The sequence below is a fragment of the Streptomyces sp. NPDC006294 genome (assembly GCF_042870895.1).
GTDB lineage: Bacteria > Actinomycetota > Actinomycetes > Streptomycetales > Streptomycetaceae > Streptomyces.
This window is the reverse complement of the sequence record NZ_JBIAHV010000010.1, coordinates 170,009-185,090: the sequence shown is the minus strand read 5'-3', so window position 1 is coordinate 185,090 and position 15,082 is coordinate 170,009. Positions and strand designations below refer to the sequence as shown.

12 protein-coding genes, 1 tRNA gene and 2 pseudogenes are annotated in these 15,082 nt (G+C 70.0%); 6 read left to right on the top strand and 9 right to left on the bottom strand.

Annotation, left to right across the window (positions count from 1 at the left end; genetic code table 11):
* Positions 1-15: 15 nt before the first annotated feature.
* The 3 genes from ACFYOP_RS19750 to ACFYOP_RS19740 all read right to left on the bottom strand — a co-directional run bounded on the left by ACFYOP_RS19750 (position 16) and on the right by ACFYOP_RS19740 (position 5,725).
* The gene (locus ACFYOP_RS19750; protein WP_356894586.1) at positions 16-1,356 is read right to left on the bottom strand and encodes an MFS transporter; all 1,341 of its coding nucleotides are present in this window, start codon (positions 1,354-1,356) and stop codon (positions 16-18) included.
* Positions 1,353-4,607, bottom strand: coding sequence for a BTAD domain-containing putative transcriptional regulator (locus ACFYOP_RS19745; RefSeq protein WP_356894584.1), 3,255 nt, complete (start codon positions 4,605-4,607; stop codon positions 1,353-1,355). Before ACFYOP_RS19745 ends, ACFYOP_RS19750 begins: the two co-directional genes overlap by 4 nt.
* A gap of 218 nt (positions 4,608-4,825) precedes the next feature.
* Positions 4,826-5,725: an alpha/beta fold hydrolase gene (locus ACFYOP_RS19740; protein ID WP_356894582.1), complete on the bottom strand. Its 900-nt coding sequence runs from the start codon at positions 5,723-5,725 to the stop codon at positions 4,826-4,828.
* A 65-nt stretch (positions 5,726-5,790) separates the two neighbouring features.
* Between ACFYOP_RS19740 and ACFYOP_RS19735 the strand changes: the two genes are divergently transcribed.
* Positions 5,791-6,324 (top strand): isochorismatase family cysteine hydrolase, encoded by a 534-nt coding sequence (locus tag ACFYOP_RS19735; protein WP_356894580.1) that lies wholly within the window; start codon positions 5,791-5,793, stop codon positions 6,322-6,324.
* Between the two features lie 122 nt (positions 6,325-6,446).
* On the opposite strand, the gene ACFYOP_RS19730 is transcribed toward ACFYOP_RS19735, so the two are convergent.
* Together ACFYOP_RS19730 and ACFYOP_RS19725 are read right to left on the bottom strand one after the other, a co-directional pair.
* On the bottom strand, positions 6,447-7,418 hold the full coding sequence (locus ACFYOP_RS19730; protein WP_356894578.1) for an aldo/keto reductase: 972 nt from the start codon (positions 7,416-7,418) through the stop codon (positions 6,447-6,449).
* Between the two features lie 266 nt (positions 7,419-7,684).
* The gene (locus ACFYOP_RS19725) at positions 7,685-8,644 is read right to left on the bottom strand and encodes an aldo/keto reductase (protein ID WP_356894576.1); all 960 of its coding nucleotides are present in this window, start codon (positions 8,642-8,644) and stop codon (positions 7,685-7,687) included.
* 112 nt (positions 8,645-8,756) lie between these two features.
* On the opposite strand from ACFYOP_RS19725, the gene ACFYOP_RS19720 reads away from it, so the two are divergent.
* Both ACFYOP_RS19720 and ACFYOP_RS19715 read left to right on the top strand, forming a co-directional pair.
* Positions 8,757-9,206 (top strand): hotdog fold thioesterase, encoded by a 450-nt coding sequence (locus tag ACFYOP_RS19720; protein WP_356894574.1) that lies wholly within the window; start codon positions 8,757-8,759, stop codon positions 9,204-9,206.
* Between the two features lie 24 nt (positions 9,207-9,230).
* Positions 9,231-9,716, top strand: a complete 486-nt coding sequence (locus ACFYOP_RS19715; RefSeq protein ID WP_356894572.1) for a MarR family transcriptional regulator — start codon at positions 9,231-9,233, stop codon at positions 9,714-9,716.
* A gap of 54 nt (positions 9,717-9,770) precedes the next feature.
* Here ACFYOP_RS19715 and ACFYOP_RS19710 read toward each other — a convergent pair whose 3' ends face one another.
* Entirely contained in the window at positions 9,771-10,706 is a 936-nt protein-coding gene (locus ACFYOP_RS19710; protein ID WP_356894570.1) for a 3-oxoacyl-[acyl-carrier-protein] synthase III C-terminal domain-containing protein, read from the bottom strand.
* A 223-nt stretch (positions 10,707-10,929) separates the two neighbouring features.
* Here ACFYOP_RS19710 and ACFYOP_RS19705 point away from each other — a divergent pair, with 223 nt between their 5' ends.
* Both ACFYOP_RS19705 and ACFYOP_RS19700 read left to right on the top strand, forming a co-directional pair.
* On the top strand, positions 10,930-11,682 hold the full coding sequence (locus ACFYOP_RS19705; RefSeq protein WP_356894568.1) for an enoyl-CoA hydratase-related protein: 753 nt from the start codon (positions 10,930-10,932) through the stop codon (positions 11,680-11,682).
* A gap of 253 nt (positions 11,683-11,935) precedes the next feature.
* Positions 11,936-12,070 (top strand): hypothetical protein, encoded by a 135-nt coding sequence (locus tag ACFYOP_RS19700; protein ID WP_356894566.1) that lies wholly within the window; start codon positions 11,936-11,938, stop codon positions 12,068-12,070.
* Between the two features lie 335 nt (positions 12,071-12,405).
* Here the strand turns inward: ACFYOP_RS19700 and ACFYOP_RS19695 are convergent, their stop codons facing one another.
* Together ACFYOP_RS19695 and ACFYOP_RS19690 are read right to left on the bottom strand one after the other, a co-directional pair.
* Positions 12,406-13,338, bottom strand: coding sequence for an IS4 family transposase (locus tag ACFYOP_RS19695; RefSeq protein ID WP_356894564.1), 933 nt, complete (start codon positions 13,336-13,338; stop codon positions 12,406-12,408).
* Positions 13,278-13,616 (bottom strand): annotated as a pseudogene (locus ACFYOP_RS19690) (transposase); the annotation flags it as partial. The pseudogene ACFYOP_RS19690 and the gene ACFYOP_RS19695, both read right to left, overlap by 61 nt.
* 180 nt (positions 13,617-13,796) lie before the next feature.
* On the opposite strand from ACFYOP_RS19690, the pseudogene ACFYOP_RS19685 reads away from it, so the two are divergent.
* Positions 13,797-14,323 (top strand): annotated as a pseudogene (locus tag ACFYOP_RS19685) (transposase); the annotation flags it as partial.
* 644 nt (positions 14,324-14,967) lie between these two features.
* Here the strand turns inward: ACFYOP_RS19685 and ACFYOP_RS19680 are convergent.
* Positions 14,968-15,044 (bottom strand) — tRNA-Thr (locus tag ACFYOP_RS19680).
* Positions 15,045-15,082 lie beyond the last annotated feature (38 nt).

Sequence of the window (15,082 nt, the reverse complement as noted above, 5' to 3'; positions counted from 1 at the left end):
CGGCCCCCTCCGGCGTCAGCCCCGCACGGCGACCTCCGCCGCGGGTACGCGGCCGGTGTCCTCGACGGCGGTGAGGTCCGCGTCGGCCGTCCCCCGGAACCGGACGAAGAAGACCGTGCTCGTCGCACAGAGCACCACGACGTACCAGGAGTACCAGGCGGAGTGACCGAGTCCGGCGAGGTACTCGTTGAGATAGGGCGCCGTGCCGCCGAACAGCGCCACCGTGAGCGCGTACGGCAGCCCCACGCCGGTAGAGCGCAGCGCGGTGGGGAACATCTGCAACGTCGCCGCCGGCGCGGCCGTCGCGTAGCAGCCGAACAGCAGCAGCGCCGCGGTCATCACCGCGAACAGCCGCACGACCGAACCCGACATGACCGCGAACAGCACCGGCGTCAGGCAGACGAAGCCGCCGCCGAACGCCAGCAGCATGGGCCGTGGCCCGAAGCGGTCGGTGGCGATCCCGAGCAGCGGCAGCGCGGCCATGAACACCACCTGGGCGGCGACGGACGCCCACAGCGCGGAGTTCGCCGGCACCCCGCCGTGCACCTGCGCGTACAGCGGCAGATAGGTCGCGAAGGTGTAGTAGACGACGGTCGCGCCCAGCGAGAAGCCGGCCACCCGGACGACCCGGCGCGGATAAGCGCGCAGCACCTGCCAGGCCGGACGGCGCGCCCGCTCGCGCACCGCGTCGAAGACCGGCGTCTCGCGCACCCCGCGGCGCATCCACCAGCCGTACGACGCGAACAGGGCGCCGAGCGCGAAGGGAACACGCCACCCCCAGTCGGCCAACTGGTCCGGTGTGAGCGTGTTCCGCAGCAGGAGCGCGAGGAAGGTGGCCGTGAGCGTGCCCAGCGTGGTGCTGATGTAGATGGCGCTGGAGTACAGCCCGCGCCGCCGCCTCGGCGCCGTCTCGGTCACGTAGGTGCTCATCGCCGTGCTCTCGCCGCCCGCGGACAGTCCCTGCAGCGCCCGGGCCGCCACCAGCAGCGCCGGGGACAGCACGCCGGCGGTCCGATGGGCCGGGGCGAGCGCGATCAGGAGACTGCCGCCCGCCATCAGCAGCAGCGACAGCCGCAGCCCCGCGCCACGGCCGCGACGGTCGCAGTAGGCGCCGATGAGCAGTCCGCCGACCGGCCGGAAGAGGAAACCGACGGCGAACACGGACAGGGTCTCGAGGACGTTCGTCGCGCCGTCGCCGGACGGGAAGAACTGCGGCCCGAGCACCGCGGCGAACGTCACGTACACGGTCCAGTCGAACCACTCCGCGGCGTTGCCGAGGGAGGCGAGCAGAATCTGGCGCAGGCGTCCGCGTTCCGGCGCGGTGCGCACGCCGGCTGTTGGAGCGGCGGTGCTCACGATGCCGTCCTTTCCTGGCCCCACGACGCGTCCAACCGTGCCGGCGGACCCGCGTCCGCGAGGACGCCGATCTCGGTGAAGGTCGCCCACGCCCTGCTCTGGAGTGCGCGCGCCCGTGCGTGGTCGCCGCCGGAAGCGGCTACGACGCCCAGGACCTCCTCGGCCCGGGCGATGTTCAGCCGCTGCGCTCCCGGCTTCGACAGGCGCAGCACCTGGCGCGCGCACTCCTCGGCCCGCTCCGGCGCGCTCAGCGTCAGGTGGAGCTGGGCCAGGTCCAGCAGGATCTTGCTGCGGGCCATCCGGTTCGTGCTGGAGTCGGCCAGCGAGCGGGCCCTCTCGGCGTGCTCGGCGGGGTCACGGCCGAGGAGCCCGTCGGCGACGGCGAGCCGTGCCAGCGCGTACGCCTCGCCGTCCACGTAGCCGATCTGCCGGGCCCCGTCGAGCGCCGCGGCCGCGTACCGCGCCGACCGCCGCGGTGAGCCCAGACTCCCGCTGATGGCCGACAACAGGCACAGCGTCTCGACCTCGTACGTGCGGTCGCCGCACTCCTGGAAGGAGCTCAGCGCCCGCTGCGCCGCCTCGCTCGCGCTGTCGTAGTGGCCGATGTCCAGGTCGACGAGCGCGAGCCCGTACAGCGAGACGCTGCGGTCGTACGAGGAGTCGATGGCCTCGGAGACCTCCAGCGCCCGGCTGAAGTAGGAGCGCGCCTGGCTGAGTTCTCCGGTCGCCTGGTGCACCAGGCCCAGGTTGCGCAGGCTGTACGAGCTGATGTGGTGCAGGCCGAGGGCTCCGGCGGTGGCCAGGGAGGCGGTGAGGAACTCGGTCGCGCCCTCGATGTCCCCGCGCGTCCAGTGGATGAAGCCGAGGACTCCCTTGGCGGTGGCCTCCAGGCGCGACGAGAGGATGGTGCGCGCGATGTCGAGCGCCCGCTGCGCGGCCTCATGGGCCCGCCCTCCGCGGCCGAGGCTGAGGTGGGCGAGGCTCATGTTGTTGAGCGTGGCCGCGGCCTCCTCGGCCATGCCCAGCCGGTCGTGCACCGCGAGGCTCTTCTCCTGGTGCACGAGGGCCCACTCGTAGTCACCGATCGTGTTGGCGAGGTTGGCGAGGCTGCGGTGCATCGCCGCGATGCCCCGGTCGTCGGCGTGCGCCTCGGCGGCGGCGAGGGCGGTGCGGGTCGTCTCCCGCCATTCGGTCCGGTACTTGCCCGTCCAGAAGAAACCGCGCAGGGCGTCCGCGATGTGCCAGGAGAGGTAGTGCGGTCCGTGGGCGGCGAAGTAGCGCACGGACGCCATCAGGTTGCGCCGCTCGGCCAGCAGCCAGGCCATCGAGTGGCTCTCGTCGAGATGGCTCGGCGCGTCGAACGCCCCCGGTGGCGAGGGCGGTTCGGTGAGCCGGACGAATTCCGAGTGGAGGACGTCGGCCGCGGCGCAGACGCCCGCGAGGTACCACCGGCCGAGCCGCTCCACCGCCTCGGCCCGCTCCCGCTCAGGGTGCTCCTCGGCGGCGCGGTCCTGGGCGTAGTCGCGCAGCAGGTCGTGGAACTGGTAGCGGCCCGGGGCGGGTTGCTGGAGCAGGCTCGCCATCTCCAGGCGGCTGAGGCCCGCCCGCGCCTGCGCCTCGCTGATGTCGGCGAGCACCGAGACGGCGACGGGGGAGAAGTCGGAGCCCGGGAAGAGTCCGGCGAGCCGGAAGATGGCGCGGTCGTCCGGTCCGAGAGCATTGTACGACAGGGCGATGGCGGTCGAGACGGCGGACGTCGTGTCGCCGTCGACGGACAGCGCGGCGAGGCGGTTGCCGCGCCGCAGGCACTCCAGGTACGCCTCGGTCTGCCCGCCCGGAGCGCCGATGAGGTTGGCCGCGGCGATCCGCAGGGCCAGCGGCAGATACGAGCACAGCGCGGTGATCTCGCGCACCGTCTCCGGATCGATCGTCACCGCGGCCTGACGCATCATGCCCGCGACCAGCTCCGCCGACTCGGGCGGAGTGAGCGTGCCGACCTGGATCAACTGGGCTCCGTGCGTGACGACGAGGGACCGCAGCTGCCGTCTGCTGGTGATCAGCACGGAGCAGCCGCCGTCACCGGGTATGAGCGGGACCACCTGTTCGGCGCCGGCGGCGTTGTCCAGCACCACCAGCACCTTCTTACCGGTCAGCTTCGACCGGTACAGGTTCGCCTGTTCCACGAGGTCGACCGGGATCTGCTTCGCCGGCACCCCGAGCGCGCGCAGGAACTGCGAGAGCACGTGCTCAGCCGGCAACGGCTCACGCGCCGCTCCTTGGTCGTAGCCGCTCAGGTCCACGTACAACTGGCCGTCCGGAAAGACCGGCCGCACGCGTCTGCCGACGCTCACCGCCAGCGCCGTCTTGCCCACTCCGGGCGGTCCGGACAGCACGAAGACCGGGACGCTGGTGCGCTCGGACGCGGGCGAAAGCGCCGCCGCGATCCGGTCGATCACGGTGGCGCGTCCCACGAAACCCGCGCCGAGCGGCGGGAGTTGGGCGGGTACGGGGCCGGTCTCGCCGATGCCGGGGCCCGGGCCGTCCGGAGCCGCCAGCGCCGGGTCCGACTCGAGGATCCCAGTGTGCAGGGTGCGCAGCCGCTCGCCCGGCTCGATGCCGAGCTGCTCGACCAGGTTCCGCCGTGCCTGCTGGTAGACGTCCAGGGCCTCCGCTTGCCGGCCGGAGCGGTAGAGGGCGAGCATCAGCATGCACCAGAAGTTCTCCCGCAGCGGGTTGGCCATGGCCTCGGCGCGCACCTCCCGCACCAGCTGCGCATGCCTGCCGAGTTGGAGGTCGGTCTCGAAGTACGCCTCCAGCACGTCCAGTCGCTCGTCCTCCATGGACCGGCACTCCACCTGGTGCGGCGAGCTCGCCGGAACGTCCTCCAGCGCCGATCCTCGCCAGGTGGCGAGCGCCGAGGCGAGCAGGCGGGCCCGCTCCTCCAGCGCCTCGGACCGCCGGGCGTCCCGGACCAGTCGGCGAAAGCGCTGGAGGTCCAGCTCGCCCGCCGGGACATCGATCCGGTAGCCGCCTGCGGCCGTCTCCAGCGGGAGTGCGTCGCCGAGCAGCATGCGCAGGCGCCGTACGTAGGTGTGCAGCGTTCCGCGAGGATTGGACGGCTGCCGTTCGTCCCATAGCCATTCGGCGAGACGCTCGTTGCTCACGACCGTTCCGCTTCGCACCAGCAGTGCTGCCAGCAGAATGCGAAGTTTTGCAGATTCCAATGCCAATTCTTTACCTTGGACCGTCACTGAAAGCGGTCCGAGGATCCCGAAGTTGTTTCTGTAGCCGGATGTCGCGGAATTGTCCACCGCGACCGTGGTCGTCCCTGTCACACAGCTCACCTTCCCCCGTCGACCTGTGTTGGTTTGCTCGTGCCCGATCCTTCCGCGTGTAGGTGCGGCTTCATCGCCGGAACTGCGCGTTCCATAAGGGCACTTCACTCATGCGGATGTCACACTAGTAGACATCATGTATTGGCCAAAGGATTTACTGGAGCAGGACCGTCAGGGTGGCGCTTCTCACCACCGCCGGAATTCCGCCGCAGATGGCCGATAATCAGCGCGCCGATCGTCGACGACCAGTGCGGAGGGAAAATGTGTCCCATGCCGGGGATCCGGCGGAGCCGCGCGTCCGGAATCGCCCTGCGCAGCGCCTCGCCGTGATCCACGGGGAAGACCCGGTCCTGCTCGCCGTGCACCACCAGCGTCGGCACCCGGAGCGCCGTGATGCGGTCGGTGAGCGCGGGCGTACGCGCCATCGCCGCCAAGTGGCGCGCGGAGGTGTCGGGTTCGCGGCTGTGCTCCGCCACGCGGTCGACCAGGTCCGACCAGTAGGCGCGGTCGAACGGCACGGCGGTCCCCACCAGTCCCCGCCAGCCCTCGACCGCCATGGCCCGGCGCTCCTCGGGACCGGCCTCGGGCGGGTCCGCCTCCGGCTCGGACGCGTCCGAAGGCCCGGTCCGGGACTGCCGCGGATCGGCATCGGTGCCGGGCGAACTGGACAGCAGCACCAGGGAACGGACCAGTCCGGGACGGCCGAAGGCGAGCAGCAGGGAGACCATGCCGCCCGCCGACTGGCCGACCACGTGGGCCGGGCCGGCGTCGAGCCCGGCGATCACCGCCGCGGCGTCTGCGGCCAGCGTCGAAAGGCCGTACGCGACGGAGGACTTGCCCGATCTCCCGGTGTCGCGGTGGTCGTAGCGCACCACGTAGTACCCCGCCGACGCGAGCAGCCGGCACAGTTCGTCCGGCCACACGATGCCCGGCGCGGTGGCGCCCATGACCAGCAGCACCGCGGGATCACGACGGTCGCCGAACGTCTCGGCCCACAGAAGCAGACCGTCGTCGGTCGGAATCACCCTCTCCACTGACCCGAATTTCTCCTTGCTAGTGTGCCGTGGACGCTGTTCATCTTTTCCCGGGGGAACACTTCATGACCCGCGCGCACACGGCACTCGTCCTGATCGATCTGCAACGGTGGATCGTCGACAGGCCCTGGCAGCCGGTGAGCGGCGCCACCGTGGCGGACGCCTGCGGAAAGCTGCGAGAGCACTTCGCGGCGGCGGACTCCGCGGCCGTCGTACTCGTCCGGTACGTCCGCGCCGACGGCGCGGACGGCGGCCTCGCCTCGACCCCCAACCAGCTGGTTCCCGCGTGCGCGGCCCGTGCCGGAGAGCACGTGGTGACCAAGCACGGCCTCGACGCGTTCGAGGACACAGGTCTCCACGACCACCTGCGGCAGGCGGGGGTGACGAAGGTCGTGCTGGCCGGCCTGACCACCGCGCACGGCGTCGCGTCCACGGCGGTGACGGCGTTGCGCCTCGGTTACGAGGTGACCGTCGTCTCCGACGCCACCGCCAGTGAGAGCGACGCACAGCACCGCGAGGCGCTGGACCGCCTGACCGCGCTCGGCGCGCGCACGCGTCCGGTCGACTCCCTCGTGGCCTCCGAGGCCGTCGGAAGCTGACACGACGTCGAGAGGAGTGCGCCGTAGCCGGTGGGCCGTCGCGTGACACGGGTTGCGGGGGCCCGGGGCCCGCTGCCGGGCAGGGCGACGCGGGCCGCGTACGGTCGTGGAGGCGTCGGCGCTCACGGCTCGGTGCCGCTGCCGACGGGAGCAGGCAGCCTATGGAGGTCCCCGAAGTCCTCATCGGTCAGCCGTACGTCCGCCGCGGCCAGATTCTCCCGCAGATAGCGGGAGTTGCTCGTGCCGGGGATCGGCACGACCTGTTCGCCCTGTGCGAGGATCCAGGCGATGGCGACCTGTGCGGGGGTGACCGACCGGCGGTCGGCCACCTCTCTGATCACGTCGACGATGGGCAGGTTCGCCTCCATCGCGGTGCGGTGGAAGCGGGGGTCGGAGGTCCGCAGGTCGCCGCTCCGGAGCCCGCCGGCACGCAACGTCCCGGTGAGGAAGCCGCGCCCCAGGGGCGCGGAGGGGATGAAGCTCGCTCCCACGCTCTCGCACCAGCCGACCATGCCGTCCGACGCGCCGTCCAGCGCGTCGCGGGCCCACAGCGAGAGTTCGGACTGCACCGCCGTCACCGGATGGATCGCGTGCGCATCACGGGCCTGCGCCACGGTCGCCCCGGACAGCCCCAGCCAGCGCACCATGCCTCGCTGGACGAGCTCGGCCATGGCGCCCCAGGTCTCCGCCAACGGCACCGCGGGGTCGATGCGGTGGAGGTAATAGAGATCGATGACGTCGATGTCCAGGCGTCGTAGACTCGCCTCCGCGGCCTCGCGTAGATGGGCCGGTGAGCCGTCGCGGTGGATCGCCCGTCGGCAGAGATCGTCCGGGGCGATCCCGGGCTTCGTCGCGACGACGGCCTCCTCCCGGCGTCCCGCGATGGCCTTGCCGAGCAGCGCTTCGTCGTGTCCGGTGCCGTGGAGGCCGGCGGTGTCGAGGAGGTTCCCGCCGAGGTCCAGGGCCTCGTTGACGATCCGGAGGGACTGCCCGTCGTCACGGGCGGACTCCCGGTGCGGCCGGCTCATGCCCAGGCAACCGAGGCCGATGGCGCCGACCTTGGTTCCCGTGTTGCCCAGACTTCGCAGGCGCACCCTTCCCCCTCTCCTCTCCTGCCGCCGCAGGCACCGTGCCTTGGGCGGACGCCGTGAACCCGAGGGCGGAACCGTGGTGCGGCCGCTGACGCAGCGCGCCTCGTTCCGGCCGTCCGCCGACTGCCGTTCGGCGCGCGGACCGGCGCGGAGCAAAGGTAGCCACGGAGCCTTTCGTCGCGCTGTCAGAGTCCGCAAGCAGGTGCGCGGTACGGAACGACCCGTGCGCCATGACTGTCACAGGCCCGGCCCGAGTGCGGCCGGATCGGTCAGTAGCGCGTGCCCACCGCCGCCGGAACGTCCTCCAGCGCAGCCAGCGAGGCGTCGTCCAGCTCCACTGCAGCCGCGCCCGCGTTCTCCTCCAGGTAGCGCATGTTCTTCGTGCCCGGGATCACCACGACGTTCTCGCCCTGCGCGAGCACCCAGGCCAGCGCCACCTGCGCCGGGGTGGCCCGCAGCCGCTCCGCGACCTGCCGGAGCCGGCCGACGATGCCCAGGTTCGCGGCCAGCGCCTCGGACTGGAAGCGGGGCAGCCGGCGGCGGCCGTCCACCTCCGGGAGGTCGTCGGCGGAGCTGATCCGGCCGGAGAGGAATCCCCGGCCGAGCGGCGAGAAGGCGATGAGGGCGATGCCCTGCTCGCGGCAGAACTCCAGGACCCCCGACTCGACCGTGTCCCGGCTCCACAAGGACAGTTCACTCTGCACGGAGGCCACGGGATGCACGGCCTGAGCTCGCCGGATGTCCTCGACCGACGCCTCCGAGAGGCCGATGGCACGCACCTTGCCCTCCCGTACCAGCTCCGCCAGGGCGCCCCAGCTCTCCTCGACGGGCACGTCCGGGTCCACCCGGTGGAGCTGGTAGAGATCGACGTGGTCGACGCCCAGGCGCCGAAGGCTGGCCTCGCAAGCGCCGCGCAGGTGCTCCGGCCTTCCGTCGCGGTGGCTGGCGTAGGTCTTGGGATCGTCCACCACCAGACCGCCCTTGGTCGCCAGCACCACCTCGTCCCGTCGGCCGCGCAGCGCCCGGCCGACGAGCTCCTCGTTGGTGAACGGGCCGTACATGTCCGCGGTGTCGATCAGCGTGCAGCCCAGCTCCACGGCACGGTGGACGACCGCCACGGAGGCCGCGTCGTCCCTGCCCAGCTCGTCGTACGCCCAGGACATGCCCATGCAGCCCAGACCTACGACGCCGACTTCCGGGCCGGACGTCCCCAGTGCGGTACCGCGCATCGCGGCCTCCCTCTCCTCGACAGACTGTAACAGTACACATACTTGACTTCTATAGCTACCATAAGACAGAACACATACACTCGTGCAGGCACGTACGATCATGGAGAGTCGAATGACGCAGTCGGCGGCGAGACTGGGGCCGGTGCCGGTCCTTCCCAACTACCTGGACGAACAGCTCGTGACCCGCATGGGGATCGAGATCCTCCGCTGCGAACCGGACCTCGTCGTGGGCACCATGCCGGTGCGCGGGAACCGGCAGCCGATCGGGATCATGCACGGCGGCGCCAACGCGGTCCTCGCCGAGACCCTCGGTTCGCTCGCCGCTTGGGTGCACGCCGGACCGGACCGGATCATCGTCGGCCAGGAACTCTCCTGCACCCACCACCACGCAGTGCGCTCCGGCCTCGTGACAGGCATCTGCCGCCCCCTGCACGTGGGGCGCGGAGTCGCCACGTACGAGATCGTCATCTCCGACGAGCGGGAACGCAGGGTCTGCACCGCCCGGCTCACCTGTGCGCTTCCCCAGCCCCTGCGGCAGGCGCGTCCCGAGAGAGATTCGTAGGCTCATTCATGGGAGACTACTGATATGGCGGAAACCAGAACGACGAAGCAGGCGCAGGACCTCCGCGCGGCCGTGACGGCAGCGGTCGGGAACCGGCTCGGGAACGCCATCAAGCGGGCCGAGCAGGCGTTGATCGCGCGCAAGACTCAGGCGATGCGCCAGTTCGACCTGACCGTGCCCCAGTACTCCGTACTGCTGCTGCTCTCGCTTTTCCCGAGCGGGATGTCGGCCGCGCAGCTCGCCCGGGAGAGCATGGTGACGCCGCAGACGATGTCGACGGTCCTCGCCAACCTGGAGAAGCACGGCCTGATGGAGCGGGAGCCCTCTCCGCTCCACCAGAAGGTCATCGTCAACAAGCTGACCAGGGCCGGACGCGCCGTGCTGAAGAAGGCGGACAAGGAGGCCATGCGCGTCGAGGACGGGCTGCGGGCCGAGTTCACCCCGGAGGAGTTCAAGCAGTTCGAGAACTACCTGGAGCGGGCCATCAAGACGCTGAACGAGACGCGGTGAACCGGGTGGCTCCACACCGGGCCGCCCGGTTCCGGGCGTCTCGGCGTCCTGCGGTCAGACCGCGCTCACCAGCAGGCACGACCAGGTGAACCCGGCTCCCGCGCTCACCACCAGGGCGTACTCGCCCGGCGACAGGACGCGGTCCGCCCACAGCTCGGTCAGGCTGGCCGCCGCATCCCCCGCGCCCAGGTGTCCCGTATCCCCGCCCACCGTCCGGATCTCGGCCGGCAGCATCTTGCGCAGGGCCGGCGCATAGGCGAGGTCGATGGTCTTCGCGCCCAGCCGCGGCGGAACGACACAGCGCAGCAGCGCACTGTCGGCCGCCAGTCCGCCGGCGGCGAGGCAGCGCTCCACGACCGCCGTCAGGCTCTCCGCGCTGGCCCGGGTGAACGCCTCCATGCCCTCGCGTTCGAGGAAGGCCTTCTTCGTACGGCGCATGTCCACCCGGTCACTCACGGAGCGCGGCATCGCGCCGAACGCGTCCCGTCCTCGGTGCATCCCCTCCAGCTGCGGTGCGGCGACGGTGGTGACCGCGTGCAGCAGCAGGTCCGGAGAGCGCACGTCGAGCGGATGCAGCAGCAGCGCGGTGGCGCCGTCCCCGTAGGCGATCCCGTAGTCTCCGCGCCAGCGGTCGAAGCCCGGTGCCGCGAACCGGTCGGCCGTCGTGACCAGGACGTGGCCGAGACCGGGGTCGGCCAGCAACCGGGCCGCGCCCACCTCGACGGCCGCCGCTCCGCCGTTGCACACCTGCTGGATACCCAGCGGCTCGGCCCGCCGGGCGCCGAGTTGATCGGCTATGTAGTGCGGAGGCGACCAGAGGTCGTGCCCCTGGTAGTACATCCAGGCGTGCAGCACCATGCCCAGCCCGGCCGACGCGACCCCGGCGCTCCGCAGGGCCGTGCGCCCCGCCAAGACCGCCATCTCGGGAGGAGCCTTGTCCGCCACCGGCAGCGCCTCGTAGCCGAGTTCTTCGGCCGTGTCCGCCTCCACCAGGCCTTGTTCGACGGCATCGCGGGCGGTCTGACGTGCTTCGGGTATCCACGTACTCAGGCCGGACAGGCCCAGCGGCCTCGGTAGTCGCACAACAATGCTCCACTCATCATCAGGGGCTTCATGGTAAGCAGGCCACTAAGGAAAGTCAGCAGTCTGCCATATGGAGGTAGAGGGTATGTCCAGTAGCGCGACGGGCATTGAGATACACACCGAGGGCTCCGTGCGAACTGTCACCTTCGCCCGTCCCGAGCGCCGCAACGGCATGGACCTGGCCATGTTCGGCGCCTACTACGACGCCTTGGCCGAGGCTGACGCCGACGACGAGGTTCGCGCCGTCGTCGTCACGGGCGCGCGCAGCAGCTTCTGCTCCGGAGCGACCCCCGACCTGCTGGCCCAACTCTCCGAACCGCAGGACTCGCCGGAAGAAGATCCGGACGCGTTCCTCGGACACCCGGCGCATCTTCCGCTGACGATGCGGACCCCGCTGATCGCGGCGATCAACGGCAGCGCGGCGGGCCTCGGTCTCGTGCACGCCCTGTACGCCGACGTCCGGTTCATGGCGGACGAGGCGCAGGTCTCGGCCGTGTTCAGCCGGTTCGGCCTGATCGCCGAGTACGGCGCGGCCTGGCTGCTGCCACGCCTGGTGGGCGTCGGCAACGCGACGGACCTGCTGCTGTCCTCCCGGGCCGTGGGCGCGCAGGAGGCGCTGCGGATGGGCCTGGTGCAGCACACCGTGCCTCGCGACACGGTGCTGGCGGCCGCCCAGGAGTACGCCCGCCAACTCGCCGAGACCTGCTCCCCGGCGTCCATGGCCGTCATCAAGCGCCAGATTCTGGACGGCCTCCGCATGCCCGCGGCCGACGCCGTGGCCGAGTCCGTCTCCCTCATGCGGGAATCGTTCACACGCCCTGACTTCCCCGAGGCCATGGCCGCCGTCCGGGAGCGCCGCAAGCCGGTCTTCGCACCGCGATGATCCACGGTCCCGCGCCCTGTAGCGGCCGGCTTACCCCTTGACCAGGACACTCCTCTCGGCGGCCGGAGGCGTGATGGCCGTACGACGAGCTGTCCGGTTCAACGGTGGTGCTGGAGGTGGAGCTACAGCGACGCGGGGAGGCCGACCTGGAGCAGATGCTCGGCATCCGCTTCCTGGCATCGGAGCATGCGACCGGCCCCTGGCACCGGGGGCGGATCGACACCTTGGGTTGGACAAGAACGGAAGCCCAGTGATGATCGAGTTCAAGAAGGACACGAAGGGCTCCGACAGCGGAGTGGCCGTCTCGTACCTGTCCTGGCTGGAGTCGGCGCAGCACGAGTTCGAGGCACTTGTACGGAGGGTGCTGGGCGTGGAGGCGACCGAGTAGATCGACTGGCGGCGTCCGCGGATGGTCTGCATCGCAGCTGGACGGGCCATGCTCGAAGCCCTCATCGTCGGGGAACGCGACCCGCAACTCCTCGCGGAGCTGGCCAAGCGTAAGCTCCGCAACAAGATCCCCGAGCTCACCGAGGCCCTGACCGCAGGGGGCCTTGACCCAAGGCCGGGTAGTTAAAGGGCAAGGCCGTGAAGTTACGGGCCGGAAGCCGACGTCAAGATGTCGATGCTGATAGTGGCCTTGTAGGTGCGGCGGTCCACTTTGAGGCTCTTGTAGGCGTATCGGGACAGGGGCCGCTTGACCGCGCGAGGGCTGAAGCGGAGGCGTCATTGGGGCACGAGGGCGCCCAGGACGGCATGCCCGATCGTGCCAACGAGATCGATAACGGTGTCGGCGATCACGCCTTGGGCCTGGACGACCTGGTCGCGGGCGGTTTGCAGGGCGGTGGAGAAGCTGCAGCGGTCGGGATCGGTGCCGGATGCCTGGGCGGCGTCGGCTATGGCGATCCTGATCACCTGGTAGGCAGTCAGAAGTGCGTAGATCTCCTGGGCGATGCCCGGCCAGGTGCGTGAGCGCAGAACGCGCTGGCCGAGCATGGCCTTCTTGATCTCGAAGTAGGCCGATTCCACTTCCCATCGTTCGTGATACAGCCTGACCAGGTCGAATGCCGGGTGCGTGTGGTGGTCCAGGAGTGTGGTGGCCAGCCGGTAGGTGCCGGTGCGGCGGCCGGCGCTGGTGGCGATGGTGATCTCGCAGGTGACGATACGGACCTCGATGTCACCGACCCGGGACAAGAACGAGCCGTCCGGGTAGGTAGCCAGGACTGGCGGTTTGCGTACCGAGGAGAGACGGGCGAGGAAAGCCGCTTTGGTGCCGGCGACGGTGGTCAGGAAGGGGTTGGTGGCAAATCCCCGGTCCAGCAGGACGATCATTCCGCTGTTCAGGGAGCGTGCCAGGCGCCGTCCCAGGACGGACTCGCCGGGTTTGCGTGGTCCGAAGACCGCGTCGATGGCCGCGCGGGTGCCGCAGGCGACCAGTGCCACCAGCATGACCTGCGGGTATCCCGAGGCGGTGGTGTACTGGTTGGCTCCCTTGCCCAGCTTGGCGCGGACCGCTTCGTCGTCGGCGACGTCCAGGTAAGTGCCGTCGATCGCGACGACGTGCAGTCCTTTCCAGCGCGCCGGGAGGGTGTTTACTCGAGTGTGTAGGAGACGTGGAACTTCCTGCCGATCAGCGTGGCCACCCGCGCGGCGGTCCACACCTGGTCCTCCACCCAGCCGTGCGCGGCCGGCCCCTGCTCGAGATACTCGGCCAGCTTCTGAAGGCAACGCGGCGACAGACGGCATCGCGACCCGCTCGGGCCACGGGAGGCCAGAGCCTCACGACCGCCGTCCCGCCACAGCTGCTGCCACTCGTAGGCCGACTTTCGGCTCACCCGCAGGCGCCGTGCCACCTCCAACGGCTTGATCTTCTGCTCGAACAGCTCGGCTGCCTGCATGCGTACCGACTCGCGGCGCCGCCGCCCCGCAGGCGTCAGCCCGCCCCCATCCGCGTACCTCACACACCAGGAGATACAACCAACCACGCAGCATCATCAGGGACTTCGCAAAGATTCACCCTGACGAGCCGAAGTCAGTAACTACCCGGCCTTGGGCCTTGACCCCTGATGTTGGACACACGAGACACTGGGTCCTGAGGATCTGAGAACGGACATCTCGTGGTCATGAAGAACTATCCGCCGGAGTTCAAGGCGGACGCGGTCGCGCTGTACGAGTCGCGGCCCGAGGCGACGATCAGGTCGGTCGCCGCCGATCTGGGGATCAGCCCCGAGACCTTGCGGAACTGGGTCCGGGCAGCCGGAGCGAGTCGGCCCCGGGGACGCCGGGCGGAGGTGCCGGCTGAGCCGCCGACGCCGTTGGAGGCGGAGAACGCCACCCTGCGAAAGAAGGTCCGTGAGCTGGAGGAGGAACGCGAGATCCTGCGGAAGGCGGCGAAGTATTTCGCCGGGGAGACGCGCTGGTGAACCGCTTCCAGTTCGTCGCCGACCTCCAGCGCCGTTACGGCGTGAAGCGGCTCTGCAGCATCCTCGACGTTGCCCGCTCGAGCTTCTACTACTGGCGTCGGACGGCCGCGGACCGGGCCGTTCGTCAGGCGGCCGACGCCCGCCTGGCAGCCCGAATACGGGCCGTGCACCACGAGTCGGACGGCACCTGCGGAGCCCCGCGAATCACCGCCGAGCTCCGCAGCGTTCGAACTCCGTTGGGTGGATAGCCTGTTCGCCCAACGCCCGGCGTACGCGTGCCACGAGATCCATGACCATTAATGCTACGCGCACCTTATGCCGCACTGATATCGTTTGCCGCTCGTCGCCCGGCTCGATGACAGGCCGCGCACCTGGGATCCAGGGACAACGAGAGCACCGAACCTATAGTGCTGATGCTGAAATGGGCCGACGCTCCCGCACGCACCGACGCACCCGCTCCTTCTGCGCCCTCAGATCAGCTACGGAGTGTCCTCACGGCCAATCTTCGCCAGGGCCCGAGCCGGACGTGAGATCTGTCAGGACCGGACAGTCTCGACGACGCCGGTCGCCCCATCGGCTACGGGTGGATTTCACCCTCGCCCCAGGGTCAGCGAGATTCCCCTGATGGAGTGTCACGCACGGCTGTCCACCGGGTGTCCACCGGGATCCTTTGCGCCAGCATGCTCCATCCCCTACGGGCAGGTAAAAGACCAGGTCAGAGCGTTGGATCGTCGATCTCGTCACAGAAACCAAACCTCCGACCTACGCATTACGATGCACAGACGGACGGTGCCCGATTTGCCGAGATTCCAAGGCCATCCGAAGCAAGAAACCCCAGGTCAGAGGCCTGACCTGGGGTTCACCATGGAGCCGCCTTCGGGATTCGAACCCGAGACCTACGCATTACGAGTGCGTTGCTCTGGCCAACTGAGCTAAGGCGGCAAGCTGCGGACGTACGCGTCCTCGCGGGACACGCTCTC

Bases quoted from the DNA above. Each gene is read 5' to 3' on its own strand.
- ACFYOP_RS19735 (WP_356894580.1), top strand. From the start codon at position 5,791: ATGACCCGCGCGCACACGGCACTCGTCCTGATCGATCTGCAACGGTGG.
- ACFYOP_RS19725 (WP_356894576.1), bottom strand. From the start codon at position 8,644: ATGCGCGGTACCGCACTGGGGACGTCCGGCCCGGAAGTCGGCGTCGTA.
- ACFYOP_RS19720 (WP_356894574.1), top strand. From the start codon at position 8,757: ATGACGCAGTCGGCGGCGAGACTGGGGCCGGTGCCGGTCCTTCCCAAC.
- ACFYOP_RS19715 (WP_356894572.1), top strand. From the start codon at position 9,231: ATGGCGGAAACCAGAACGACGAAGCAGGCGCAGGACCTCCGCGCGGCC.
- ACFYOP_RS19700 (WP_356894566.1), top strand. From the start codon at position 11,936: ATGATCGAGTTCAAGAAGGACACGAAGGGCTCCGACAGCGGAGTGGCC.